Source organism: Pseudomonas sp. GL_103 (assembly GCF_057835175.1).
The window spans coordinates 5,628,281-5,653,418 of sequence record NZ_CM174420.1; the positions used below are offsets into that span (position 1 = coordinate 5,628,281).

General features: G+C 56.1%; 36 protein-coding genes. 1 reads left to right on the plus strand and 35 read right to left on the minus strand.

The features are described from left to right. Nucleotides 1-7: 7 nt before the first annotated feature. A complete protein-coding gene (locus AC3IP0_RS25370) occupies nt 8-1,405 on the minus strand; it encodes an MFS transporter (RefSeq protein ID WP_489317406.1) in 1,398 nt (465 codons plus the stop codon). Nucleotides 1,406-1,596: 191 nt separating this feature from the next. On the opposite strand from AC3IP0_RS25370, the gene uvrA reads away from it, so the two are divergent. Further along, nucleotides 1,597-4,431, plus strand: a complete 2,835-nt coding sequence (gene uvrA / locus AC3IP0_RS25375; RefSeq protein WP_223445010.1) for an excinuclease ABC subunit UvrA — start codon at nt 1,597-1,599, stop codon at nt 4,429-4,431. A gap of 64 nt (nt 4,432-4,495) precedes the next feature. On the opposite strand, the gene bfr is transcribed toward uvrA, so the two are convergent. The 34 genes from bfr to rpsL form a co-directional block, all read right to left on the minus strand. Further along, entirely contained in the window at nt 4,496-4,960 is a 465-nt protein-coding gene (bfr, locus tag AC3IP0_RS25380) for a bacterioferritin (RefSeq protein ID WP_007970123.1), read from the minus strand. A gap of 148 nt (nt 4,961-5,108) precedes the next feature. After that, nucleotides 5,109-6,563 (minus strand): catalase, encoded by a 1,455-nt coding sequence (locus AC3IP0_RS25385; protein ID WP_489326171.1) that lies wholly within the window; start codon nt 6,561-6,563, stop codon nt 5,109-5,111. Between the two features lie 237 nt (nt 6,564-6,800). Next, nucleotides 6,801-7,187: a 50S ribosomal protein L17 gene (rplQ, locus tag AC3IP0_RS25390; protein WP_046041617.1), complete on the minus strand. Its 387-nt coding sequence runs from the start codon at nt 7,185-7,187 to the stop codon at nt 6,801-6,803. A 42-nt stretch (nt 7,188-7,229) separates the two neighbouring features. After that, on the minus strand, nt 7,230-8,231 hold the full coding sequence (locus tag AC3IP0_RS25395; protein ID WP_007970428.1) for a DNA-directed RNA polymerase subunit alpha: 1,002 nt from the start codon (nt 8,229-8,231) through the stop codon (nt 7,230-7,232). A 22-nt stretch (nt 8,232-8,253) separates the two neighbouring features. Next, entirely contained in the window at nt 8,254-8,874 is a 621-nt protein-coding gene (rpsD, locus tag AC3IP0_RS25400; RefSeq protein WP_003176404.1) for a 30S ribosomal protein S4, read from the minus strand. An 18-nt stretch (nt 8,875-8,892) separates the two neighbouring features. Next, nucleotides 8,893-9,282 (minus strand): 30S ribosomal protein S11, encoded by a 390-nt coding sequence (gene rpsK / locus AC3IP0_RS25405; RefSeq protein WP_002555466.1) that lies wholly within the window; start codon nt 9,280-9,282, stop codon nt 8,893-8,895. Between the two features lie 30 nt (nt 9,283-9,312). Next, nucleotides 9,313-9,669, minus strand: a complete 357-nt coding sequence (gene rpsM / locus AC3IP0_RS25410; protein WP_009045849.1) for a 30S ribosomal protein S13 — start codon at nt 9,667-9,669, stop codon at nt 9,313-9,315. A gap of 130 nt (nt 9,670-9,799) precedes the next feature. Further along, nucleotides 9,800-9,916: a 50S ribosomal protein L36 gene (rpmJ, locus tag AC3IP0_RS25415; protein WP_002555468.1), complete on the minus strand. Its 117-nt coding sequence runs from the start codon at nt 9,914-9,916 to the stop codon at nt 9,800-9,802. A gap of 24 nt (nt 9,917-9,940) precedes the next feature. Then, nucleotides 9,941-11,269, minus strand: a complete 1,329-nt coding sequence (secY, locus tag AC3IP0_RS25420) for a preprotein translocase subunit SecY (RefSeq protein WP_003228718.1) — start codon at nt 11,267-11,269, stop codon at nt 9,941-9,943. Beyond that, entirely contained in the window at nt 11,270-11,707 is a 438-nt protein-coding gene (rplO, locus tag AC3IP0_RS25425) for a 50S ribosomal protein L15 (RefSeq protein ID WP_003228720.1), read from the minus strand. A gap of 3 nt (nt 11,708-11,710) precedes the next feature. Continuing rightward, nucleotides 11,711-11,887, minus strand: a complete 177-nt coding sequence (rpmD, locus tag AC3IP0_RS25430; protein WP_003176408.1) for a 50S ribosomal protein L30 — start codon at nt 11,885-11,887, stop codon at nt 11,711-11,713. A gap of 2 nt (nt 11,888-11,889) precedes the next feature. Then, nucleotides 11,890-12,390 carry a 30S ribosomal protein S5 gene (rpsE, locus tag AC3IP0_RS25435; protein ID WP_003186035.1) on the minus strand — a complete coding sequence of 167 codons (501 nt, stop codon included), beginning with the start codon at nt 12,388-12,390 and terminating at the stop codon, nt 11,890-11,892. A 3-nt stretch (nt 12,391-12,393) separates the two neighbouring features. Further along, a complete protein-coding gene (gene rplR / locus AC3IP0_RS25440; protein ID WP_003186037.1) occupies nt 12,394-12,744 on the minus strand; it encodes a 50S ribosomal protein L18 in 351 nt (116 codons plus the stop codon). 10 nt (nt 12,745-12,754) lie between these two features. After that, entirely contained in the window at nt 12,755-13,288 is a 534-nt protein-coding gene (gene rplF, locus AC3IP0_RS25445; RefSeq protein ID WP_003176412.1) for a 50S ribosomal protein L6, read from the minus strand. 12 nt (nt 13,289-13,300) lie between these two features. Then, a complete protein-coding gene (gene rpsH, locus AC3IP0_RS25450) occupies nt 13,301-13,693 on the minus strand; it encodes a 30S ribosomal protein S8 (protein ID WP_003186040.1) in 393 nt (130 codons plus the stop codon). Between the two features lie 209 nt (nt 13,694-13,902). Then, nucleotides 13,903-14,208, minus strand: a complete 306-nt coding sequence (gene rpsN, locus AC3IP0_RS25455) for a 30S ribosomal protein S14 (protein WP_003176414.1) — start codon at nt 14,206-14,208, stop codon at nt 13,903-13,905. A gap of 13 nt (nt 14,209-14,221) precedes the next feature. Continuing rightward, complete coding sequence (rplE, locus tag AC3IP0_RS25460; RefSeq protein ID WP_003210069.1) at nt 14,222-14,761, minus strand: 50S ribosomal protein L5; 540 nt, start codon at nt 14,759-14,761, stop codon at nt 14,222-14,224. A 22-nt stretch (nt 14,762-14,783) separates the two neighbouring features. Then, a complete protein-coding gene (gene rplX, locus AC3IP0_RS25465; RefSeq protein ID WP_003176416.1) occupies nt 14,784-15,098 on the minus strand; it encodes a 50S ribosomal protein L24 in 315 nt (104 codons plus the stop codon). Between the two features lie 11 nt (nt 15,099-15,109). After that, nucleotides 15,110-15,478, minus strand: coding sequence for a 50S ribosomal protein L14 (gene rplN, locus AC3IP0_RS25470; protein ID WP_002555479.1), 369 nt, complete (start codon nt 15,476-15,478; stop codon nt 15,110-15,112). Between the two features lie 23 nt (nt 15,479-15,501). Next, nucleotides 15,502-15,768, minus strand: coding sequence for a 30S ribosomal protein S17 (rpsQ, locus tag AC3IP0_RS25475; RefSeq protein ID WP_003176419.1), 267 nt, complete (start codon nt 15,766-15,768; stop codon nt 15,502-15,504). Between the two features lie 2 nt (nt 15,769-15,770). After that, nucleotides 15,771-15,962 carry a 50S ribosomal protein L29 gene (gene rpmC / locus AC3IP0_RS25480; RefSeq protein WP_002555481.1) on the minus strand — a complete coding sequence of 64 codons (192 nt, stop codon included), beginning with the start codon at nt 15,960-15,962 and terminating at the stop codon, nt 15,771-15,773. Beyond that, nucleotides 15,962-16,375, minus strand: coding sequence for a 50S ribosomal protein L16 (gene rplP / locus AC3IP0_RS25485; RefSeq protein ID WP_003228729.1), 414 nt, complete (start codon nt 16,373-16,375; stop codon nt 15,962-15,964). Before rplP ends, rpmC begins: the two co-directional genes overlap by 1 nt. 12 nt (nt 16,376-16,387) lie before the next feature. Next, nucleotides 16,388-17,074 (minus strand): 30S ribosomal protein S3, encoded by a 687-nt coding sequence (gene rpsC / locus AC3IP0_RS25490; protein WP_008065719.1) that lies wholly within the window; start codon nt 17,072-17,074, stop codon nt 16,388-16,390. A gap of 13 nt (nt 17,075-17,087) precedes the next feature. After that, nucleotides 17,088-17,420, minus strand: coding sequence for a 50S ribosomal protein L22 (gene rplV / locus AC3IP0_RS25495; protein ID WP_003103908.1), 333 nt, complete (start codon nt 17,418-17,420; stop codon nt 17,088-17,090). Between the two features lie 11 nt (nt 17,421-17,431). After that, the gene (gene rpsS / locus AC3IP0_RS25500; RefSeq protein WP_002555486.1) at nt 17,432-17,707 is read right to left on the minus strand and encodes a 30S ribosomal protein S19; all 276 of its coding nucleotides are present in this window, start codon (nt 17,705-17,707) and stop codon (nt 17,432-17,434) included. A 16-nt stretch (nt 17,708-17,723) separates the two neighbouring features. Then, complete coding sequence (gene rplB / locus AC3IP0_RS25505; protein ID WP_003176423.1) at nt 17,724-18,548, minus strand: 50S ribosomal protein L2; 825 nt, start codon at nt 18,546-18,548, stop codon at nt 17,724-17,726. A gap of 14 nt (nt 18,549-18,562) precedes the next feature. Then, entirely contained in the window at nt 18,563-18,862 is a 300-nt protein-coding gene (gene rplW / locus AC3IP0_RS25510) for a 50S ribosomal protein L23 (protein ID WP_002555488.1), read from the minus strand. Next, complete coding sequence (rplD, locus tag AC3IP0_RS25515; RefSeq protein WP_003228735.1) at nt 18,859-19,461, minus strand: 50S ribosomal protein L4; 603 nt, start codon at nt 19,459-19,461, stop codon at nt 18,859-18,861. Before rplD ends, rplW begins: the two co-directional genes overlap by 4 nt. A 12-nt stretch (nt 19,462-19,473) precedes the next feature. Then, entirely contained in the window at nt 19,474-20,109 is a 636-nt protein-coding gene (rplC, locus tag AC3IP0_RS25520) for a 50S ribosomal protein L3 (RefSeq protein ID WP_003186059.1), read from the minus strand. A gap of 80 nt (nt 20,110-20,189) precedes the next feature. Further along, a complete protein-coding gene (rpsJ, locus tag AC3IP0_RS25525; protein ID WP_003186070.1) occupies nt 20,190-20,501 on the minus strand; it encodes a 30S ribosomal protein S10 in 312 nt (103 codons plus the stop codon). 157 nt (nt 20,502-20,658) lie between these two features. Then, a complete protein-coding gene (tuf, locus tag AC3IP0_RS25530) occupies nt 20,659-21,852 on the minus strand; it encodes an elongation factor Tu (protein WP_150716055.1) in 1,194 nt (397 codons plus the stop codon). 30 nt (nt 21,853-21,882) lie between these two features. Then, nucleotides 21,883-23,988 carry an elongation factor G gene (gene fusA / locus AC3IP0_RS25535; protein ID WP_007994652.1) on the minus strand — a complete coding sequence of 702 codons (2,106 nt, stop codon included), beginning with the start codon at nt 23,986-23,988 and terminating at the stop codon, nt 21,883-21,885. 30 nt (nt 23,989-24,018) lie between these two features. Beyond that, entirely contained in the window at nt 24,019-24,492 is a 474-nt protein-coding gene (rpsG, locus tag AC3IP0_RS25540) for a 30S ribosomal protein S7 (protein WP_007994653.1), read from the minus strand. Nucleotides 24,493-24,600: 108 nt separating this feature from the next. After that, entirely contained in the window at nt 24,601-24,972 is a 372-nt protein-coding gene (rpsL, locus tag AC3IP0_RS25545; RefSeq protein ID WP_003186084.1) for a 30S ribosomal protein S12, read from the minus strand. Nucleotides 24,973-25,138 lie beyond the last annotated feature (166 nt).

Below are 25,138 nucleotides of genomic sequence, written 5' to 3' on the forward strand. Positions count from 1 at the left end.
CGTTCTCCTAGGCTACGCACGCTGCCCCGGCCGGGTTGTTCACCAGGCTTTCAAGGGTGGTGCGATCCAATAGTTCGGTGTCCAATTTGATGTAAATGGCCGCCTCATCAGCGACTATCACTGCATCTGTTACCCCTACGACGGCCTTCAGGCGCTCGACCAGACCCGCTTCGCGGATCGCCTCGGGCGACAACGGCAAGCGCAGGCTCGTGACGTAGGGAGGTTCACGCATGGTAACAGCAAAGACCAGCCAAAGTGCAGCCAGACCGGCACATCCCAGGAACACAACCGACAAACCGCCATGCTGGAACAACCAGCCGCCGAGGATACCGCCCAGTGCCGATCCGAGGAACTGACTGGTGGAATAAACCCCCATCGCCGTGCCCTTGCCGCCTGCTGGTGAAACCTTGCTGATCAGCGACGGCAACGAAGCTTCCAGCAGATTGAACGCGGTGAAGAACACCACCGTACCGATCACCAGAGCCCGCAAGCTGTCGCCGAACTGCCAGAAGAATAGCTCAGTGAGCATCAGCGTCACGACGGCGCCGAGTAAAACTCGTTTCATTTTGCGTTTCTTCTCGCCGTAGATAATGAACGGGATCATGGCGAAGAAAGAAATCAGCAGTGCGGTCAGGTATACCCACCAGTGCTGCTCCTTGGGCAGGCCGGCTTTTTCCACCAAGGCCAGCGGCAAGGCAACGAAGCTCGACATCAACATGGCGTGCAACACAAAAATGCCCAGGTCCAGGCGCAGCAGGTCTGGGTGCTTGAGGGTCGGGATCAGCGCCTGGCGCGCCACACCGGACTCACGATGCTGCAACGGCCCGTTGGACCGCGGCACCATGAACATCACGATCAAGATGCCGAGCAACGCCATGCCGCCGGTGGCAAGGAACAGCCCGGACAGCCCGAAGGCGCGGGTCAGCAGCGGGCCGACCACCATGGCCACCGCAAACGACAGGCCGATGGTCATGCCGATCATGGCCATGGCCTTGGTCCGGTGCTGCTCGCGGGTCAGGTCGGACAGCAAGGCCATGACCGCCGCGGAAATCGCCCCGGCGCCCTGCAGGATCCGGCCGGCAATCACGCCCCAGATCGAGTCGGCATTGGCTGCCAGCAGACTGCCGAGGGCAAACACGATCAGACCCAGGTAAATCACCGGGCGACGACCGATGCGGTCGGAAATGAAACCGAAAGGAATCTGGAACACAGCCTGGGTCAGGCCATAAGCGCCAATCGCCAGACCGATCAGGGCCGGCGTGGCTCCGGCCAGATCCATCCCATAGGTCGCCAGTACCGGCAACACCATGAACATGCCAAGCATACGGAAGGCGAACACCAGGGCCAGACCGCTTGCCGCGCGGGTCTCGCTGCCACTCATGCGCTCGCTGTGGGGATCGTGCATGGAAAAACCTCATGTGAACCGGCGGCGATTCTACCAGTCCCATCGATTGGCAGGGTATATCGCGACGCTTTGACGCGCATTGCAGACACACTCTTCATGTAAGACAGTAGCCCACTCGTTTGATAGTGTGCATCCATCCAGTATTTGGCCGTATACTCCTACGTTTTCGACGCCCGCCGAGCGAGGCCACCTTGGACAAGATCCTGATTCGTGGGGCTCGAACCCACAACCTGAAGAACATCGACCTGACCCTGCCACGGGACAAGCTGATCGTCATCACCGGCCTGTCCGGCTCCGGCAAGTCGTCCCTGGCTTTCGACACCCTGTACGCCGAAGGTCAGCGCCGCTACGTCGAATCGCTGTCGGCCTACGCCCGGCAGTTCCTGTCGATGATGGAAAAGCCCGACGTCGACACCATCGAAGGCCTGTCGCCGGCGATCTCCATCGAACAAAAGTCGACCTCGCACAACCCGCGTTCGACGGTCGGCACCATCACCGAAATCTACGACTACCTGCGTCTGCTTTATGCACGCGTGGGTATTCCCCGTTGCCCGGATCACGACATCCCGCTGGAAGCGCAGACCGTCAGCCAGATGGTCGACCTGGTCCTCGCCGAACCGGAGGGCAGCAAGCTGATGCTGTTGGCGCCGGTCATCCGCGAGCGCAAAGGCGAGCACCTGTCGGTTTTCGAAGAGCTGCGCGCACAGGGCTTCGTACGCGCCCGAATCAACGGCAAGCTCTATGAGCTGGACGAAGCGCCCAAGCTCGACAAGCAGAAAAAACACACCATCGATGTCGTGGTCGACCGCTTCAAGGTTCGCGCCGACCTGCAACAACGCCTGGCCGAATCCTTCGAGACCGCGCTGAAGCTGGCGGACGGCATCGCCCTGGTGGCGCCGATGGACGACGAGCCGGGTGAAGAGATGATCTTCTCCGCACGCTTCGCCTGCCCGATCTGCGGCCACGCTATCAGCGAACTGGAACCCAAGCTGTTCTCCTTCAACAACCCGGCCGGCGCTTGCCCGACCTGTGATGGTTTGGGGGTGAAGCAGTTCTTCGACATCAAGCGCCTGGTCAATGGCGAACTAACCCTGGCCGAAGGGGCGATTCGTGGCTGGGACCGGCGCAACGTCTATTACTTCCAGATGCTCGGCTCGCTGGCCTCGCACTACAAGTTCAGCCTCGAAGTTCCGTTCAACGAACTGCCGGCCGATCAGCAGAAATTCATCCTGCACGGCAGCGGTTCGCAAAACGTCGACTTCAAATACCTGAACGACCGTGGCGATATCGTCAAACGCTCGCACCCGTTCGAAGGCATCGTGCCGAACCTGGAGCGCCGTTACCGCGAAACCGAATCGGCATCGGTGCGCGAAGAACTGGCCAAGTTCCTCAGCACCCAGTCGTGCCCGGATTGCCGCGGCACCCGCCTGCGGCGTGAGGCGCGGCATGTGTGGGTTGGCGAGAAAACCCTGCCGGCAGTGACCAACCTGCCGATCGGCGATGCGTCCGATTATTTTGGCGGGCTCAAGCTCACCGGCCGGCGTGGCGAAATCGCCGACAAGATCCTCAAGGAAATCCGCGAACGCCTGCAGTTTTTGGTCAACGTCGGCCTCGACTATCTGTCGCTGGATCGCAGCGCGGACACATTGTCCGGTGGCGAGGCCCAGCGTATTCGTCTGGCGAGCCAGATTGGCGCCGGCCTGGTGGGCGTCCTGTACATCCTCGACGAACCCTCCATTGGCCTGCATCAGCGCGATAACGACCGGCTGCTGGGCACCCTCAAGCATCTGCGCGATATCGGTAACACGGTGATCGTGGTCGAGCACGACGAAGACGCGATCCGTCTGGCCGACTACGTGGTGGACATCGGCCCGGGTGCTGGCGTGCACGGCGGGCATATCGTCGCCGAAGGCACACCGGCCGAGGTCATGGCGCACCCGGACTCGCTGACGGGCAAATACCTGTCGGGCCGGGTGAAGATCGAAGTCCCGGCCAAGCGCACGCCGCGCAACAAGAAGCTGTCGCTGTCGCTCAAGGGCGCGCGCGGCAACAACCTGCGCAATGTCGACCTGGAGATTCCGATCGGTCTGCTGACCTGTGTGACCGGTGTGTCCGGCTCGGGTAAATCAACGCTGATCAACAACACGCTGTTCCCGCTGAGCGCCACGGCGCTGAACGGCGCAACGACGCTTGAGGCGGCCGTCCACGACAGCATCAAGGGCCTGGAGCACTTGGACAAGGTCGTCGACATCGACCAGAGCCCGATCGGTCGCACACCGCGCTCCAACCCGGCGACCTACACCGGTTTGTTCACGCCGATCCGCGAGTTGTTCGCCGGCGTACCGGAGTCCCGTTCCCGGGGCTACGGGCCGGGGCGCTTCTCCTTCAACGTCAAGGGCGGCCGCTGCGAAGCCTGCCAGGGCGACGGCCTGATCAAGGTGGAAATGCACTTCCTGCCGGACATCTACGTGCCCTGCGACGTGTGCAAGAGCAAGCGTTACAACCGCGAGACCCTGGAGATCAAGTACAAGGGCAAGAGCATCCACGAAACCCTCGAGATGACCATCGAGGAAGCACGGGTGTTCTTCGATGCCGTACCGGCCCTGGCGCGCAAGCTGCAAACCTTGATGGACGTCGGCCTGTCGTACATCAAGCTGGGGCAATCGGCGACCACGCTGTCCGGCGGTGAAGCCCAGCGGGTGAAACTGTCCCGCGAGCTGTCCAAGCGTGATACCGGCAAGACCCTGTACATTCTCGATGAACCCACCACCGGGCTGCACTTCGCGGATATCCAGCAACTGCTGGACGTGTTGCATCGCCTGCGCGACCACGGCAACACGGTGGTAGTGATCGAGCACAACCTGGACGTGATCAAGACCGCTGACTGGCTGGTGGACCTGGGTCCGGAGGGTGGTTCCAAGGGCGGGCAGATCATTGCCGTCGGCACGCCGGAGGAAGTGTCAGAAATGAAGCAATCCCACACCGGTTACTACCTCAAGCCCCTGCTGGAGCGTGACAGGGCTTAACCGGCCCCCATGAAAAAGCCCCTGTCACTTCATCAGTGACAGGGGCTTTTTTTATTCGCAGCAATCAGGCGTGGGATTGCAGGTAGTTCTCAAGCCCGATCAACTTGATCAGACCCAACTGCTTCTCGAGCCAGTAGGTGTGATCTTCTTCGGTGTCATGCAATTGAACCCGCAGCATTTCGCGGCTGACATAGTCCTTGTGCTGCTCGCAGAGCTTGATGCCCTTGCACAGCGCAGCCCGCACCTTGTACTCCAGGCGCAAATCCGCTTCGAGCATCTCGGTCACCGTGGTGCCGACATCGAGATCGTCCGGACGCATGCGCGGTGTGCCTTCGAGCATCAGAATCCGGCGCATCAGGGCATCGGCGTGCCCTGCTTCCTCTTCCATCTCGTGGTTGATTCGTTCGTAGAGCTTGGTGAAACCCCAGTCCTCATACATCCGCGAGTGGACGAAATATTGATCACGCGCGGCCAGTTCGCCGGTCAGCAACGTGTTGAGGTAATCGATCACATCTGGGTGGCCTTGCATCGCCCTACATCTCCCTGCTTGAAAGTTGTAGTTTGAACCAACATGCCCTTATCGTCACTCGCAAGACGCAATAAAAGCGAAGATATTCTGAGAAAAACGGCTGAAATAACGCAAAAACCGCCAAAACAAGGGCGGTTCTGCTTCTCATTTAGACTTCGTTAAGCTGTACGTTGAGCAGCTTTGCGATTGCTTCTCCATACGCCGGGTCAGCCTTGTAGAAATGCTGCAACTGACGGTCAACCACATCACTCGACACACCCGCCATCGCACCGGCGATGTTGCTGACCAGCAGTGATTTCTGCTCTTCAGTCATCAAGCGGAACAACGCGCCGGCGTGACTGTAGTAATCAGTGTCTTCACGGTGGTCGTAACGATCGGCGGCACCACTGAGGGCCAACGCCGGCTCTGCGTAACGAGGCGCCTGCTTCGGCGAAGCGACATAGCTGTTCGGCTCGTAGTTCGGCGTCGCACCGCCATTGCTGCCAAAAGCCATCGAACCGTCGCGCTGGTAACTGTTGACCGGACTCCGTGGGGCGTTGACTGGCAACTGCTGGTGATTGGTGCCGACACGGTAGCGATGAGCATCCGCGTAGGCGAAGACCCGACCTTGCAGCATGCGATCCGGCGACAGCCCAACGCCTGGAACCATATTGCTGGGACCGAACGCCGCTTGTTCGACTTCCGCAAAGTAGTTCTGCGGATTGCGATTGAGCTCCAGGTCTCCGACTTCAATCAGTGGAAACTCTTTCTGCGACCAGGTCTTGGTGACATCAAACGGGTTCTCGTAGTGCGCCGCTGCCTGATCCTCGCTCATGATCTGAATGCACACGCGCCATTTCGGGAAATCACCCTGCTCGATGGCATTGAACAGGTCGCGCTGGGCGTAATCCGGATCAGTACCCGCCAGGCGCGCAGCCTCTGCAGGTGCAAGGTTCTTGATCCCCTGTTTGGTCTTGTAGTGCCACTTCACCCAGTGACGCTCACCTTGAGCGTTGATAAGGCTGTAAGTGTGGCTGCCGAAGCCGTGCATGTGGCGGTATCCATCAGGGATACCCCGGTCGGAGAACAGGATGGTGACCTGGTGCAGCGCCTCGGGCGAATGCGACCAGAAGTCCCACATCGCCTGGGCACTCTTCAGGTTGCTTTGCGGCAATCGCTTCTGGGTGTGGATAAAGTCGGGAAACTTCAGTGGATCGCGAATGAAGAACACGGGGGTGTTGTTGCCAACGATGTCCCAGTTGCCTTCCTCGGTGTAGAACTTCAAGGCGAACCCGCGCGGATCACGCTCGGTATCGGCCGAACCACGCTCGCCACCCACGGTGGAAAACCGCAGGAAAGTCGGGGTTTGCTTGCCGACTGCCTCAAACAGCTTCGCGCTGGTGTATTGAGTGACATCGCGCGTCACGGTGAACGTACCGTAGGCACCCGAGCCTTTGGCGTGTACACGGCGCTCAGGGATGTTTTCACGGTTGAAGTGGGCAAGCTTCTCGATCAGGTGAAAGTCGTCGAGCAGCAGCGGGCCACGAGGGCCGGCGGAACGGGAATTCTGGTTATCGGCAACAGGAGCGCCACTGGCGGTGGTAAGCGTTTTGTTTTGGCTCATGCGATCTTCCTTCCTCTGTCGGTCTTGAACTGCCGGCTATCGGCTGAGAAAGAGTATTGATCATCAATATGACAGCTACAAATTCATTAACTTGCAGACATCGATAGAGAAAAACTAATGATCATCCCCATCACATCATGACGACGTGGACGGAGGAGACGCTTGTACAAACGGCGCGTTTTTTACAGGCACAAAAAACCGGGCACTAGGCCCGGTTCTTTGTTTCAGACTGACGTCTTACTCGGCAGATACAGCTTCGCCGGCAGTAGCACGATCAACCAACTCGACGTACGCCATAGGCGCGTTGTCGCCAGCGCGGAAACCGCACTTGAGGATGCGCAGGTAGCCACCCTCACGGGTAGCGTAACGCTTGCCCAGGTCGTTGAAGAGCTTACCAACGATAGCTTTCGAACGAGTACGGTCGAAAGCCAGACGGCGGTTAGCAACGCTATCTATCTTGGCCAAAGTGATCAGCGGCTCGGCAACGCGGCGCAGTTCTTTAGCTTTTGGCAGAGTAGTTTTGATCAGCTCGTGCTCGAACAGCGACACCGCCATGTTTTGGAACATTGCCTTGCGGTGCGAGCTGGTGCGGCTCAGGTGACGACCACTTTTACGATGACGCATGGTTCATTCCTTACCAAACACTACGTTCGGTGATTACGACGATCAGGCAGTCGCCTTGTCGTCCTTCTTAAGACTTGCAGGCGGCCAGTTGTCGAGGCGCATGCCGAGGGACAGACCGCGGGAGGCCAGAACGTCCTTGATTTCAGTCAAGGATTTCTTGCCCAGGTTCGGAGTCTTCAACAGCTCTACTTCGGTACGCTGAATCAGGTCACCGATGTAGTAGATGTTTTCCGCCTTAAGGCAGTTAGCCGAACGTACAGTCAGTTCCAGATCGTCAACCGGGCGAAGCAGGATCGGATCGATCTCGTCTTCCTGCTCGACAACCACTGGCTCACTGTCACCCTTGAGGTCGACGAACGCAGCCAACTGCTGTTGCAGGATGGTTGCAGCGCGGCGAATTGCCTCTTCAGGATCCAGAGTACCGTTGGTTTCCAGATCAATAACCAGCTTGTCCAGGTTAGTACGCTGCTCGACACGGGCGTTTTCCACCACGTATGCGATACGGCGAACCGGGCTGAACGAAGAGTCAAGCTGCAAGCGACCGATGCTGCGGCTTTCGTCTTCATCGCTCTGACGCGAATCTGCCGGTTCATAACCACGACCACGAGCTACTACGAGCTTCATGTTCAGGGCGCCGTTAGACGCCAGGTTAGCGATTACGTGATCGGGATTAACGATCTCGACATCATGATCCAGCTGAATATCGGCAGCGGTAACCACCCCCGAACCCTTCTTCGACAAGGTCAGCGTAACTTCGTCACGACCGTGCAGCTTGATAGCCAGACCTTTAAGGTTCAACAGGATTTCAATTACGTCTTCCTGTACACCTTCGATGGCGCTGTACTCGTGGAGCACACCGTCAATCTCGGCCTCGACTACTGCACAGCCGGGCATTGAGGACAACAGGATGCGGCGCAGCGCGTTGCCCAGGGTATGGCCAAAGCCACGCTCGAGAGGCTCGAGAGTGATCTTGGCGCGGGTTGGACTGACAACCTGCACATCAATGTGGCGGGGTGTCAGGAACTCATTTACCGAAATCTGCATGGATGCACCTATTTTCTAGCCCTTACTTGGAGTAGAGCTCGACAATCAGGCTTTCGTTGATGTCGGCGGACAGATCACTGCGAGCTGGAACGTTCTTGAAAACGCCCGACTTCTTCTCAGTGTCTACTTCTACCCATTCTACGCGGCCACGTTGGGCACACAGATCGAGAGCTTGGACAATGCGAAGTTGATTTTTTGCTTTCTCGCGAACAGCGACCACGTCACCAGCACGAACCTGGTAGGACGGAACGTTAACGGTCTGACCGTTTACGCTGATCGACTTGTGCGATACCAGCTGACGGGATTCGGCACGAGTCGAACCAAAGCCCATACGGTACACAACGTTGTCCAGACGGCATTCGAGCAGTTGCAGCAGGTTTTCACCGGTTGCACCTTTCTTGCCAGCAGCTTCTTTGTAGTAGCCGCTGAATTGACGCTCGAGAACGCCGTAGATACGACGGACCTTCTGCTTTTCACGCAGTTGGGTGCCGTAGTCGGACTGGCGACCGCGGCGTTGGCCGTGGATACCAGGTGCTGCTTCAATGTTGCACTTCGATTCGATCGCGCGCACGCCGCTCTTCAGGAAGAGATCGGTGCCTTCGCGACGAGCGAGTTTGCATTTTGGACCAATGTAACGAGCCATTCTTTACAATCTCCTGGATTACACGCGGCGCTTCTTCGGCGGACGGCACCCGTTGTGCGGGATTGGCGTCACGTCGGTGATGCTGGCGATCTTGTAGCCACAGCCGTTCAAAGCGCGGACTGCGGATTCACGACCTGGACCTGGACCTTTGACATTGACGTCGAGGTTTTTCAGGCCGTATTCCAGCGCAGCTTGACCAGCACGTTCAGCAGCTACTTGAGCAGCAAACGGGGTGGACTTGCGGGAACCGCGGAAACCCGAACCACCGGAGGTAGCCCAGGAAAGAGCGTTACCTTGACGGTCGGTGATGGTCACGATGGTGTTGTTAAAAGATGCATGGATGTGGGCGATGCCATCAACCACTGTCTTTTTAACTTTTTTACGAGGACGAGCAGCAGGTTTTGCCATGATTAAATTCCTGTCGATTCGCTGGGGCGATTACTTGCGGATCGGCTTACGCGGACCTTTACGGGTACGCGCGTTGGTCTTGGTACGCTGACCGCGTACTGGAAGACCGCGACGATGACGCAGACCGCGATAGCAACCGAGGTCCATCAAGCGCTTGATTTTCATGTTGATTTCGCGACGCAGGTCACCTTCAGTGGTGAACTTCGCCACTTCGCCACGCAGCTGTTCAATTTGCTCGTCGCTCAGATCTTTGATCTTTGCTGCTGGGTTTACCCCAGTCTCTGCACAAATTTTCTGTGCAGTAGTGCGACCAACACCATAGATGTAGGTCAGCGAGATAACAGTATGCTTGTTATCTGGAATGTTAACGCCTGCAATACGGGCCATTCAGTGGGACTCCAATTGACAGCTACCTACGCCCCGGAAGCCAAGAAATAGGGCGCGAGATAATATCGCTGTAATAACAAATAATCAACCCGGCAGCGCACTAGCTGCCGGGCTTGAAGCACAATCACACTCAGCCTTGGCGCTGTTTGTGACGCGGTTCCGCGCTGCAAATTACTCGAACAACACCTTCGCGGCGAATAATCTTGCAGTTACGGCACAGCTTTTTCACCGATGCACGAACTTTCATCACCAACTCCTCGAACCTTATGGGTCAGCGCAGCATGCCGCTGCCGTAACCCTTCAGGTTGGCTTTCTTCATCAGGGATTCGTACTGGTGCGAAACGAGGTGCGATTGTACTTGGGACATGAAGTCCATCACAACCACGACGACGATCAGCAACGAGGTCCCGCCAAGGTAGAACGGTACGTTGGCTGCAACCACCAGGAACTGGGGCAACAGGCAGACGGCCGTCATGTAAAGAGCACCGAACATGGTCAAGCGGGTCAGAACGCCATCAATGTAGCGCGCAGACTGCTCACCTGGACGGATGCCCGGAATAAAGGCACCGGACTTCTTCAGGTTTTCCGCTACGTCTTTCGGATTGAACATCAACGCCGTATAGAAGAAGCAGAAGAAAATAATCCCTGCACTAAACAGCAGAATATTCAACGGCTGACCAGGAGCGATCGACTGCGAGATGTCCTGCAACCAGCCCATACCTTCAGACTGACCGAACCAGGCACCCAACGAAGCCGGGAACAGCAAAATGCTGCTCGCGAAAATAGCCGGAATAACACCGGCCATGTTCACCTTCAGCGGCAAGTGGCTGGTCTGCGCAGCGAAGACCTTGCGGCCCTGCTGACGCTTGGCGTAGTGAACAGCAATACGACGCTGACCACGCTCAATGAACACCACGAAACCGATAATCGCTACTGCCAGCAAACCGATGGCAACCAGGGCGAAGATGTTGATATCACCCTGACGTGCAGACTCGAAAGACTGCCCGATCGCCCTCGGAAGACCGGCGACGATACCCGAAAAAATCAACATCGAGATACCGTTGCCAACACCACGCTCAGTAATCTGCTCACCCAGCCACATCATGAACATCGCACCAGCCACAAACGTGGATACCGCGACGAAATGGAAGCCAAAGTCACCAGTGAACGCAACGCCCTGCCCCGCCAGACCAATGGACATGCCAATGGCCTGGACGAGAGCGAGGACGACAGTGCCGTAGCGGGTGTACTGGCTGATCTTGCGACGGCCAGCTTCACCTTCCTTCTTCAACTGCTCCAGCTGCGGGCTGACGGCTGTCATCAGTTGCATGATGATCGATGCCGAGATGTACGGCATGATCCCCAGTGCAAAGATGCTCATCCGCTCCAGCGCGCCGCCGGAAAACATGTTGAACAAGCTAAGAATGGTCCCCTCATTCTGTCGAAACAGGTCCGCGAGTCGGTCCGGGTTGATACCTGGAACCGGGATGTGTGCGCCTATTCGGTAGACGATAATCGCCAGGAACAGAAAACGCAGACGAGCCCAGAGTTCAGACATACCGCCTTTGCCGAGCGCAGAGAGAGCACCTTGCTTAGCCATTTATTCCTCGAACTTGCCGCCAGCTGCTTCGATAGCCGCACGCGCACCTTTGGTGGCGCCGATTCCCTTGCCGATAGTGACAGCGCGAGTCACTTCACCGGACAGCATGATTTTCACACGCTGTACGTTGACGTTGATCACGTTGGCATCTTTCAGGGACTGCACGGTGACGATGTCGCCTTCCACTTTAGCCAGCTCGGACAGACGCACTTCTGCGCGGTCCATGGCCTTCAGGGAAACGAAACCGAACTTCGGCAGGCGACGATGCAGCGGCTGTTGACCGCCTTCAAAGCCTGGAGCAATGGTGCCACCGGAGCGGGAGGTCTGACCTTTGTGACCACGGCCACCAGTCTTACCCAAACCGCTACCGATACCACGGCCCGGACGATGCTTTTCGCGACGGGAACCCGGCGCTGGACTCAGATCATTGAGTTTCATCGATTAACCCTCGACACGCAGCATGTAGTAAGCCTTGTTGATCATCCCGCGATTCTCGGGAGTATCCTGGACTTCTACAGTGTGACCGATGCGACGCAGACCCAGACCCTTAACGCACAGTTTGTGGTTAGGGATGCGGCCGGTCATGCTTTTGATCAGCGTTACTTTTACGGTAGCCATGATCAGAAGATCTCCTTGACGCTTTTGCCACGCTTGGCGGCAATGGATTCAGGAGACTGCATTGCTTTCAAACCCTTGAAAGTGGCGTGAACCACGTTTACCGGGTTAGTCGAGCCGTAGCACTTGGCCAGAACGTTCTGAACGCCAGCAACTTCGAGGACAGCACGCATAGCGCCGCCAGCGATGATACCGGTACCTTCAGAAGCAGGCTGCATGTACACCTTCGAAGCGCCGTGAGCGGACTTCATGGCGTACTGCAGAGTGGTGCCGTTCAGGTCAACTTGAATCATGTTGCGGCGAGCAGCTTCCATTGCCTTCTGGATCGCAGCAGGCACTTCACGCGACTTGCCACGGCCGAAGCCAACACGCCCTTTACCATCACCAACCACGGTCAACGCGGTGAAAGTGAAGATACGGCCGCCTTTAACGGTTTTGGCTACGCGGTTAACTTGAACCAGCTTCTCAATGTAGCCTTCGTCGCGCTTTTGGTCGTTATTTGACATAACTTAGAACTCCAGCCCAGCTTCACGAGCAGCATCAGCCAGCGCTTTAACGCGGCCGTGGTACTTGAAGCCAGAGCGGTCGAAAGCCACTTGCGAGACGCCAGCGGCCTTAGCACGCGTAGCGACCAGCTGGCCAACCTTAGTGGCCGCGTCGATGTTGCCGGTGGCACCATCACGCAGTTCTTTATCCAAAGTCGAGGCGCTTGCCAGGACTTTGTTGCCGTCGGCCGAAATGACCTGGGCGTAGATGTGCTGCGAAGAGCGGAACACGCAGAGACGCACGACTTCGAGTTCGTGCATTTTCAGGCGTGCTTTGCGAGCGCGACGCAGTCGAGTAACTTTTTTGTCGGTCATTTGCTATGCCCTACTTCTTCTTGGCTTCTTTACGACGGACGACTTCGTCCGCGTAGCGCACACCTTTGCCTTTGTACGGCTCTGGTGGACGGAAGTCGCGGATCTCGGCGGCCACTTGACCTACCAGCTGCTTGTCGATGCCCTTGATCAGGATATCGGTCTGGCTAGGAGTCTCAGCGGTGATGCCTTCCGGCAGTTCGTAATCCACTGGGTGCGAGAAGCCAAGAGCCAGGTTCAGCACTGTGCCTTTTGCTTGCGCTTTGTAACCAACACCGACCAGCTGGAGCTTGCGCTCGAAGCCTTGGCTTACGCCTTGGACCATGTTGTTTACCAACGCACGAGTGGTACCAGCCATTGCGCGAGTTTGTTGATCGCCATTGCGAGCAGCGAAACGCAGCTCACCAGCTTCTTCAACGATCTCAACGGACGAATGGATGTTCAGTTCGAGAGTGCCCTTGGCACCCTTCACCGAAAGCTGTTGGCCTGCGAATTTTACTTCGACACCGGCTGGCAGCTTAACGGGGTTCTTAGCGACGCGAGACATGCTTATCCCCCCTTAGAACACAGTGCAAAGAACTTCGCCGCCGACACCGGCAGCGCGCGCAGCACGATCAGTCATCACACCCTTGTTGGTGGAGACGATAGACACACCGAGACCGCCACGAACTTTTGGCAGATCATCGACGGACTTGTACTGACGCAGGCCTGGACGGCTAACGCGCTTCACTTCTTCGATAACCGGACGGCCTTCGAAGTACTTCAGCTCGATGGACAGCAGTGGTTTGATTTCGCTGCTGATCTGATAACCCGCAATGTAACCTTCGTCCTTCAGGACTTTGGCAACAGCTACCTTCAACGTGGAAGATGGCATGCTTACGACGGACTTTTCAGCCATCTGGGCATTACGGATACGAGTTAGCATGTCCGCTAACGGGTCCTGCATACTCATGGGCTAGACGCTCCTAATACAAAAAAATTAGCCTTGCGGCTATTACGTGTCGCCGAGAATCTCCGAGCATGAAAAACACGGGCTCAGGCGAGCCGGGTATTCTAGACACACCCCGGAAATGAATCAAGCCCCAAAAGGGGCTTGATCCAGATTCAAGGCCACCGGTGGTCAGGATCTTGCGATCCTGGACACCGAGACTTTGACAGTACTTACCAGCTGGCTTTAACCAGACCCGGTACGTCACCACGCATGGCAGCTTCACGCAGCTTGTTACGGCCGAGGCCGAACTTGCGGTAAACGCCGTGTGGACGACCGGTCAGGCGGCAGCGGTTACGCATGCGCGAAGCGCTTGCGTCACGTGGCTGCTTCTGCAGGGCTACTGTAGCTTCCCAACGCGCTTCTGGACTTGCGTTCAGATCAACGATGATAGCTTTCAGTGCTGCACGCTTCTTGGCGTACTTGGCAACCGTGAGCTGACGCTTCAGCTCGCGGTTTTTCATGCTCATCTTGGCCATGGTCCTACTCCAATCAGTTGCGGAACGGGAATTTGAACGCACGCAGCAGAGCGCGGCCTTCATCATCGTTCTTGGCAGTGGTGGTCAGGGTGATGTCCAGACCGCGGAGAGCATCGATCTTGTCGTAGTCGATTTCCGGGAAGATGATCTGCTCTTTCACGCCCATGCTGTAGTTGCCACGACCATCGAAGGACTTGGCATTCAGGCCGCGGAAGTCGCGAACCCGAGGCAGGGAGATCGACAGCAGACGATCCAGGAACTCGTACATACGCTCACGGCGCAGGGTCACTTTGACGCCGATCGGCCAACCTTCACGGACTTTAAAGCCAGCGATGGATTTGCGAGCGTAGGTCACAACGACTTTCTGGCCGGTGATCTTTTCCAGGTCAGCAACAGCGTGCTCGATGACTTTTTTGTCGCCGATCGCTTCGCCCAGACCCATGTTCAGGGTGATTTTGGTAACGCGCGGAACTTCCATCACGTTCGAAAGCTTAAGTTCTTCCTTAAGTTTCGGAGCAATTTCCTTCCGGTAAATCTCTTTTAGTCGTGCCATGGTCTCATCTACCTAGCAGTGTTCAAGCATCAACCGCTTTTTGGGTCGACTTGAAGACACGAATTTTCTTGCCGTCTTCTACTTTGAAACCAACGCGGTCAGCCTTGTTGGTTTCGCCGTTGAAAATGGCGACGTTAGAAGCATCCAGTGGAGCTTCTTTTTCGACGATACCGCCCTGCACGCCCGACATCGGGTTAGGCTTGGTATGACGCTTGACCAGGTTCAGACCACCAATAACCAGACGGTTGTTAGCGAGAACCTTAAGCACCTTACCGCGCTTACCTTTGTCTTTGCCGGCGATCACGATGATCTCGTCGTCACGACGAATCTTTTGCATGTCGGATCTCCTTACAGCACTTCTGGGGCGAGCGAGACGATCTTCATGAACTTCTCAGTACGAAGTTCACGGGTCACTGGCCCAAAGATACGGGTGCCGATCGGCTCTTGCTTGTTGTTCAACAGAACAGCAGCGTTGCCATCAAAGCGGATAATGGAGCCATCAGCACGACGTACGCCGTGACGAGTGCGGACTACAACAGCAGTCATCACTTGGCCTTTTTTCACTTTACCGCGAGGAATTGCTTCCTTCACGGTAACCTTGATGATGTCACCGATACCAGCGTAACGACGATGGGAGCCACCCAGCACCTTGATGCACATAACGCGGCGAGCGCCGCTGTTATCGGCCACATCGAGCATGGATTGAGTCTGAATCATATAATTTCTCCGACCCCTAGTCCTTAGACTTCCACAGCGCGTTCGAGAACATCAACCAGCGCCCAAGACTTGGTCTTGGCCAAAGGACGAGTTTCACGAATAGTGACTTTGTCGCCGATGTGGCACTGATTGGTTTCGTCGTGCGCGTGCAGCTTAGTCGAACGCTTAACGTATTTACCGTAGATCGGGTGCTTAACGCGACGCTCGATCAGAACGGTGATGGTTTTGTCCATCTTGTCGCTGACAACACGGCCAGTCAGCGTACGGACAGTTTTTTCGGCTTCAGCCATGATTACTTACCTGCCTGCTGGTTGAGCACAGTCTTCACGCGAGCGATGTCACGCTTAACTTGCGAGAGCAGATGAGACTGCCCCAACTGGCCAGTTGCTTTCTGCATACGCAGATTGAACTGGTCGCGCAGCAAGCCGAGCAGTTGCTCGTTCAGCTGCTGTGCGGATTTTTCACGAAGTTCATTCGCTTTCATCACATCACCGTCCGTTTAACAAAGGAGGTGGCGAGCGGCAGCTTTGCAGCAGCCAGGGCGAAAGCCTCACGCGCCAGCTCTTCAGAAACACCCTCGATTTCATACAGGACTTTGCCTGGCTGAATCTGGGCAACCCAGTATTCGACGTTACCCTTACCTTTACCCATCCGAACTTCGAGTGGCTTCTTGGAAATAGGCTTGTCCGGGAATACACGGATCCAGATCTTGCCGCCACGTTTTACGTGACGGGTCAGAGCACGACGCGCTGACTCGATCTGACGAGCGGTGAGACGACCACGAGCAACAGACTTCAGCGCGAACTCGCCGAAGCTGACTTTGCTACCGCGCAATGCCAGGCCACGGTTGTGACCAGTCATTTGCTTGCGGAACTTCGTACGCTTTGGTTGCAACATTTGGCGTACCCCTTACTTAGCAGCTTTTTTACGAGGCGCTGGTGCTTGTGGTTTCAGTTCTTCTTGGCGACCACCAATTACTTCGCCTTTGAAGATCCAAACCTTTACACCGATCACACCGTAAGTGGTGTGAGCTTCGTAGTTGGCATAGTCGATGTCGGCACGCAGGGTGTGCAATGGCACACGACCTTCGCGATACCATTCAGTACGTGCGATTTCAGCACCGCCGAGACGACCGCTCACTTGGATTTTGATGCCTTTGGCACCAATGCGCATGGCGTTCTGTACGGCGCGCTTCATAGCGCGACGGAACATTACGCGACGCTCCAGCTGCTGAGCTACGCTCTGCGCAACCAGCATACCGTCGAGCTCCGGCTTGCGGATCTCTTCGATATTGATGTGCACAGGCACACCCATTTGCTTGGTCAGGTCCTGACGCAGTTTCTCAACATCTTCACCTTTCTTCCCGATAACGATACCTGGACGAGCGGTGTGGATGGTGATACGTGCAGTTTGGGCCGGACGATGGATATCGATACGGCTTACGGACGCGCTTTTTAGTTTGTCTTGGAGATACTCACGCACCTTCAGATCTGCGAGCAAATAGTCCGCATAAGTCCGACCGTCTGCGTACCAGACGGAGGTGTGCTCCTTGACGATTCCCAGGCGAATGCCAATGGGATGTACTTTCTGACCCATCTCTTCGACTCCGTTACTTGTCAGCAACCTTGACAGTGATATGGCAAGACCGCTTGACGATGCGATCAGCACGGCCTTTGGCACGTGGCATGATGCGCTTCAGCGAACGCCCTTCGTTGACGAAAACGGTGCTGACCTTCAGGTCATCAACGTCTGCGCCTTCGTTATGCTCGGCGTTGGCTACGGCCGACTCCAGCACTTTCTTCATGATCTCGGCGGCTTTCTTACTGCTGAAAGCCAACAGGTTGAGCGCTTCGCCCACCTTCTTCCCGCGGATCTGGTCGGCGACCAAGCGGGCTTTCTGGGCGGAGATTCGAGCGCCCGACAACTTAGCGGCTACTTCCATTTCCTAACCCCTTAACGCTTGGCTTTCTTGTCTGCCACGTGCCCGCGATAAGTGCGGGTACCGGCGAACTCGCCCAGTTTGTGGCCGACCATGTCTTCGTTCACGAGAACTGGGACGTGCTGACGACCGTTGTGTACTGCGATGGTCAGACCGACCATTTGTGGCAGGATCATCGAACGACGCGACCAGGTTTTCACCGGTTTGCGATCGTTCTTTTCCGCCGCCACTTCGATCTTCTTCAGTAGGTGAAGATCGATAAAAGGACCTTTTTTCAGAGAACGTGGCACTGTCGTATCCCTCTATTTACTTGCGACGACGGACGATCATTTTGTCGGTACGCTTATTACCACGAGTCTTCGCGCCCTTAGTCGGGAAGCCCCATGGCGATACCGGATGACGACCACCAGAGGTACGACCTTCACCACCACCATGTGGGTGGTCAACCGGGTTCATGGCAACACCACGAACGGTTGGGCGAACGCCACGCCAGCGTTTGGCACCAGCTTTACCCAGCGAACGCAGGCTGTGCTCGGAGTTCGAGACTTCGCCCAGGGTCGCACGGCATTCAGCCAGGACTTTACGCATTTCACCGGAACGCAGACGCAGGGTAACGTACACGCCTTCACGAGCGATCAGCTGAGCCGAAGCACCAGCGGAACGAGCGATCTGAGCGCCTTTACCTGGCTTCAATTCGATGCCGTGTACGGTGCTACCAACTGGAATGTTGCGCAGTTGCAGAGCGTTGCCCGGCTTGATCGGTGCCAGGGCACCTGCGATCAGCTGGTCGCCAGCGCTCACGCCTTTAGGGGCGATGATGTAGCGACGCTCGCCATCTGCGTACAGCAGCAGAGCGATGTGAGCAGTACGGTTTGGATCGTATTCGATACGCTCGACAGTGGCAGAGATGCCATCTTTGTCGTTGCGACGGAAGTCGACCAGACGATAATGCTGCTTATGACCACCACCGATGTGACGAGTGGTAATACGGCCATTGTTGTTACGACCACCAGTCTTCGATTTCTTCTCGAGCAGCGGTGCGTGAGGAGCGCCTTTATGCAGCTCCTGGTTGACCACCTTGACCACAAAACGGCGGCCAGGGGAAGTCGGTTTGCATTTAACGATTGCCATGATGCACCCCTTCCTTACTCAGCACTGCTGCTGAAATCGAGATCTTGGCCTGGCTGAAGGGAGATAACTGCCTTCTTCCAGTCATTACGCTTGCCCAGACCGCGAGCAGTGCGCTTGCTCTTACCCAGAACATTCAGGGTAGTAACACGCTCTACTTTCACGCTGAACAGGCTTTCGACGGCCTTCTTGATTTCCAGCTTGGTTGCGTCGGTAGCAACCTTGAAAACGAACTGGCCTTTCTTGTCTGCCAGAACCGTAGCCTTCTCGGAAACGTGCGGGCCAAGCAGAACTTTAAATACGCGTTCCTGGTTCATCCCAGCAGCTCCTCGAATTTCTTCACGGCCGACACGGTGATCAACACCTTGTCGTATGCGATCAGACTAACTGGATCGGAACCTTGCACGTCACGTACATCTACGTGTGGCAGGTTACGAGCAGCCAGGTACAGGTTCTGATCAACAGCGTCGGACACGATCAGAACGTCGGTCAGGCTCATGTTGTTCAGTTTGCCCAGCAGGTCTTTGGTTTTCGGCGTTTCAACGGCGAAATCCTGAACCACGACCAGACGATCAGTACGCACCAGCTCAGCAAGGATGGAACGCATTGCTGCGCGATACATCTTCTTGTTCAGCTTCTGGGAGTGATCCTGAGGACGAGCTGCGAAAGTGGTACCGCCGCCACGCCAGATTGGGCTACGGATAGTACCGGCACGAGCACGGCCAGTACCTTTCTGACGCCATGGGCGCTTGCCGCCACCACGAACGTCGGAACGGGTCTTTTGCTGCTTGGAACCCTGACGGCCGCCGGCCATGTAGGCCACGACTGCTTGGTGAACCAGCGTCTCGTTGAATTCGCCGCCAAATGTCAGTTCGGAAACTTCGATCGCTTGAGCGTCATTTACATTTAATTGCATGTCAGCTTCCCCTTAACCGCGAGCCTTGGCTGCTGGACGTACAACCAAGTTGCCGCCAGTAGCGCCAGGAACAGCGCCCTTGACCAACAACAGATTGCGTTCAGCGTCCACGCGCACTACTTCGAGGGACTGCACGGTCACGCGCTCAGCGCCCATATGACCGGACATTTTTTTGCCCTTGAATACACGACCAGGAGTCTGGCACTGGCCGATAGAGCCTGGAACGCGGTGGGATACGGAGTTACCGTGGGTGTTATCTTGCCCGCGGAAATTCCAACGCTTGATCGTACCCTGGAAGCCTTTACCCTTGGACTGACCGGTTACATCAACCAGTTGACCAGCGGCGAAGATTTCAGCGTTGATCAGATCGCCGGCCTGGTACTCGCCTTCTTCAAGGCGGAATTCCATTACGGTACGACCAGCGGCAACGTTCGCCTTAGCGAAGTGGCCAGCCTGAGCTGCTGTTACACGCGAAGCACGACGCTCGCCGACAGTGACTTGCACTGCACGATAGCCATCGGTCTCTTCAGTTTTGAACTGGGTGACGCGATTCGGTTCGATCTCAATGACCGTGACCGGAATGGAGACACCTTCTTCGGTGAAAATACGGGTCATACCGCATTTACGACCGACTACACCAATAGTCATGTTGTAAACCTCATGAGTGTACGGGGCTTTCACCCGCTATGGCCGCCCATTTCAGAGCGTTACACGACTAAGACCGAGTCTTAGCCGAGGCTGATCTGCACTTCCACACCGGCCGCAAGATCAAGCTTCATAAGAGCATCAACGGTTTTATCCGTTGGCTGGACGATGTCCAGAACGCGCTTATGAGTACGGATCTCGTACTGGTCACGCGCGTCTTTGTTGACGTGCGGGGAGACCAGAACGGTGAACCGCTCTTTACGGGTAGGCAGTGGAATTGGACCACGCACTTGAGCACCAGTACGTTTCGCGGTTTCCACGATTTCCTGGGTTGATTGGTCGATCAGGCGATGGTCGAAAGCCTTCAACCTGATACGGATTTGCTGATTTTGCATTGGATTTCAGACTCCGGCTGCTATTCCCAGCGAGCGCAATACGCCCGTTAAAAGGAGGCGCAATTCTATAGACGCCCCAGATGGGTGTCAACCCAATAAAAAAGCCCCCGCTGAGCGGGGGCCTTTCAAAGCATCGAAGCTATCTCAAAAGAGATGCTTACTCGATGATTTTGGCTACGACGCCAGCGCCGACGGTACGACCGCCTTCACGGATAGCGAAACGCAGGCCGTCTTCCATTGCGATGGTCTTTATCAGGGTAACTTCCATCTGGATGTTGTCACCTGGCATTACCATTTCAACGCCTTCTGGCAGCTGGCAGTTACCAGTCACGTCAGTAGTACGGAAGTAGAACTGTGGACGGTAGCCTTTGAAGAACGGAGTGTGACGACCGCCTTCTTCCTTGCTCAGAACGTAAACTTCTGCGGTGAACTTGGTGTGTGGCTTAACCGAACCCGGCTTAACCAGAACCTGACCACGCTCAACGTCGTCACGCTTGGTACCACGCAGCAGAACGCCGCAGTTCTCGCCAGCACGACCTTCGTCGAGCAGTTTGCGGAACATCTCAACACCGGTGCAGGTGGTGGTGGTGGTGTCACGCAGACCAACGATTTCCAGCGAATCCTGAACGCGAACGATACCGCGCTCGATACGACCAGTCACAACAGTACCGCGACCGGAGATCGAGAATACGTCTTCGATTGGCATCAGGAATGGCTTGTCGATAGCACGCTCTGGTTCTGGGATGTAGCTATCCAGAGTTTCAACCAGTTTACGAACGGCAGTGGTGCCCATTTCGTTGTCGTCTTTGCCTTCCAGCGCCATACGAGCCGAACCGATGATGATTGGAGTGTCATCGCCCGGGAAGTCGTAGGTGGACAGCAGGTCGCGAACTTCCATCTCGACCAGTTCCAGCAGCTCAGCGTCGTCTACCAGGTCAGCCTTGTTCAGGAAAACCACGATGTACGGAACGCCTACCTGACGGGACAGCAGGATGTGTTCACGGGTTTGTGGCATCGGACCATCAGCGGCCGAGCAAACCAGGATCGCGCCGTCCATCTGGGCAGCACCGGTGATCATGTTCTTCACATAGTCAGCGTGACCTGGGCAGTCAACGTGAGCGTAGTGACGGATCTTCGAGTTGTACTCGACGTGCGCGGTGTTGATGGTGATACCACGAGCTTTTTCTTCTGGCGCGCTGTCGATTTTATCGAAATCGACGATTGCGGAACCGAAAACTTCGGAGCAAACGCGAGTCAGAGCTGCGGTCAGAGTGGTTTTACCGTGGTCAACGTGACCGATGGTGCCAACGTTGACGTGCGGTAGGGAACGATCAAATTTTTCTTTAGCCACGACAATTAACTCCTTGCCTAAAGGACTGAATCAGCCTTGTTTTTTGGTTACAGTTTCGACGATGTGCGACGGAGCTGTATTGTATTTTTTGAATTCCATAGAGTAGCTTGCGCGACCCTGGGACATCGAACGAACGTCGGTCGCATAACCGAACATCTCGCCCAACGGAACTTCAGCACGGATTACCTTGCCGGAGACCGTGTCTTCCATACCCAGAATCATGCCGCGACGACGGTTAAGGTCGCCCATCACGTCACCCATATAGTCTTCAGGCGTAACAACCTCTACCGCCATGATCGGCTCGAGCAACTCACCACCGCCCTTCTGGGCCAGTTGCTTGGTCGCCATGGAAGCAGCCACCTTAAACGCCATCTCGTTCGAGTCGACGTCGTGGTAAGAACCATCAAACACGGTAGCCTTCAGGCCGATCAGCGGATAGCCGGCAACTACGCCGTTCTTCATCTGCTCTTCGATACCCTTCTGGATAGCCGGGATGTATTCCTTAGGAACCACACCACCCACTACTTCGTTCACGAATTGCAGACCTTCCTGACCTTCGTCAGCAGGAGCAAAACGGATCCAGCAATGGCCGAACTGGCCACGACCGCCGGACTGACGAACGAACTTGCCTTCGATTTCGCAATTCTTCGTGATGCGCTCACGATACGAAACCTGAGGCTTACCGATGTTGGCTTCGACGTTGAACTCACGGCGCATCCGGTCAACCAGGATGTCCAGGTGCAACTCGCCCATGCCAGAGATGATCGTTTGACCAGTCTCTTCATCAGTCTTGACGCGGAAAGACGGGTCTTCCTGAGCAAGTTTGCCCAGAGCGATACCCATTTTTTCCTGGTCATCCTTGGTCTTAGGCTCAACGGCAACCGAAATAACCGGCTCCGGGAAGTCCATGCGAACCAGGATGATTGGCTTGTCAGCGTTGCACAAGGTTTCACCAGTGGTGACGTCCTTCATGCCGATCAGGGCCGCGATGTCACCAGCGCGCACTTCCTTGATCTCTTCACGGGCGTTTGCGTGCATTTGCACCATACGACCCACGCGCTCTTTCTTGCCTTTGACCGAGTTGATCACGCCGTCGCCGGAGGCCAACACGCCCGAGTAAACACGGACGAAAGTCAAGGTACCCACGAATGGGTCGGTAGCGATCTTGAACGCCAGAGCCGAGAACGGCTCGTTGTCGTCTGCATGACGCTCCATTTGCTTTTCCTCGTCATCAGGGTCGGTACCCTTGATGGCAGGAATGTCGGTTGGAGCCGGCAGGTAGTCGATAACGGCGTCGAGAACCAGGGGAACACCCTTGTTCTTGAAGGAAGAACCGCAAACAGCCAGAACGATCTCACCAGCGATAGTACGCTGACGCAGAGCACCCTTGATTTCCTCGATGGTGAGTTCTTCACCCTCAAGGTACTTGTTCATCAGCTCTTCGCTGGCTTCGGCCGCAGCCTCAACCATGTTGTTGCGCCACTCTTCAGCCAGTTCCTGCAGTTCAGCAGGAATGGCTTCACGACGAGGAGTCATACCCTTGTCGGCATCGTTCCAGTAAACGGCTTCCATGGTCATCAGATCGATCTGACCCTGGAAGTTGTCTTCGGAACCGATAGCCAGCTGGATAGGCACCGGAGTGTGACCCAGACGCTGCTTGATCTGAGCGATCACGCGCAGGAAGTTCGCACCGGCACGGTCCATCTTGTTCACGTAAACGATACGTGGAACACCGTACTTGTTGGCTTGACGCCATACGGTTTCGGACTGAGGCTCAACGCCGGAAGTACCGCAGAACACAACGACCGCGCCGTCGAGTACACGCAGGGAACGTTCAACTTCAATAGTGAAGTCTACGTGGCCCGGGGTATCGATGACGTTGAAACGGTACTGGTCTTTGTGCTGCTTGGCGGAACCCTGCCAGAAGGCGGTAATGGCAGCAGAAGTAATGGTAATACCACGCTCCTGCTCCTGCACCATCCAGTCTGTGGTCGCGGCGCCGTCATGCACCTCGCCCATTTTGTGACTTTTGCCAGTGTAAAAAAGGACGCGCTCAGTGGTGGTGGTTTTACCAGCATCCACGTGTGCAACGATACCAATGTTACGGTAGCGATTAATCGGTGTTGTACGAGCCATAAAGCCCTCGCAAAATTAGTGACGCTAAAATTAGAAGCGGTAGTGCGAGAAAGCCTTGTTGGCTTCAGCCATACGGTGAACGTCTTCACGCTTCTTAACTGCAGCACCTTTACCTTCGGCAGCGTCCAACAGTTCGCCAGCCAAACGCAGAGCCATAGACTTCTCGCCGCGCTTGCGGGCGTAGTCTACCAACCAGCGCATTGCCAGAGCGTTACGACGGGAAGGACGAACTTCGACCGGAACCTGGTAAGTAGCACCACCAACGCGGCGCGACTTCACTTCGACCAGCGGAGCGATGGCGTCGAGTGCTTTTTCGAAGAGTTCCAGGGGATCGGTGCCGGCCTTACGAGCCTTCACGGTATCCAGGGCACCATAAACGATACGCTCGGCAACGGCTTTCTTGCCGCTTTCCATTACGTGGTTCATGAATTTGGCGAGGATTTGGCTTCCGTATTTCGGATCGTCCAGAATCTCACGCTTGGCTGCTACGCGACGTCTTGGCATTGATAAGCCCTCAAACGGTCTTCAGGTTAGCCCGGGACAGCTCCTATGGATGCGTGCCCGACCTTACTCTTATCGACTCAATAAAATGAAAATCTGCAAAACGGCCGATTACTTCGGACGCTTGGTACCGTACTTCGAACGACCCTGGTTACGACCTTTAACACCGGAAGTATCCAACGAACCGCGAACGGTGTGGTAACGAACACCTGGCAAGTCTTTTACACGACCGCCGCGGATCAGTACCACGCTGTGCTCTTGCAGGTTGTGGCCTTCACCGCCGATGTACGAGGAAACCTCGAAACCGTTGGTCAGGCGCACACGGCATACTTTACGCAGTGCCGAGTTAGGTTTTTTCGGCGTGGTGGTGTACACACGGGTGCACACGCCACGGCGTTGCGGGCAGTTCTGCAGCGCAGGCACGTCGGATTTCTCGACGATACGCTTACGCGGCTGACGTACCAGCTGGTTGATAGTTGCCATCTACTAGCTCCACTGTTGTCTTGCGACGCTATTGTCTTGCAAGAAAAGCAAAATGGCAGGAACGAGTTCCCGCCAAATTTAGGGGTACAAGAGTCTAAAGAGGATCTTGTCCCCAGTCAAGGCAAGGCCCCGCCCTCCCCGCTCATCCAATCTCGACAAATTGTCT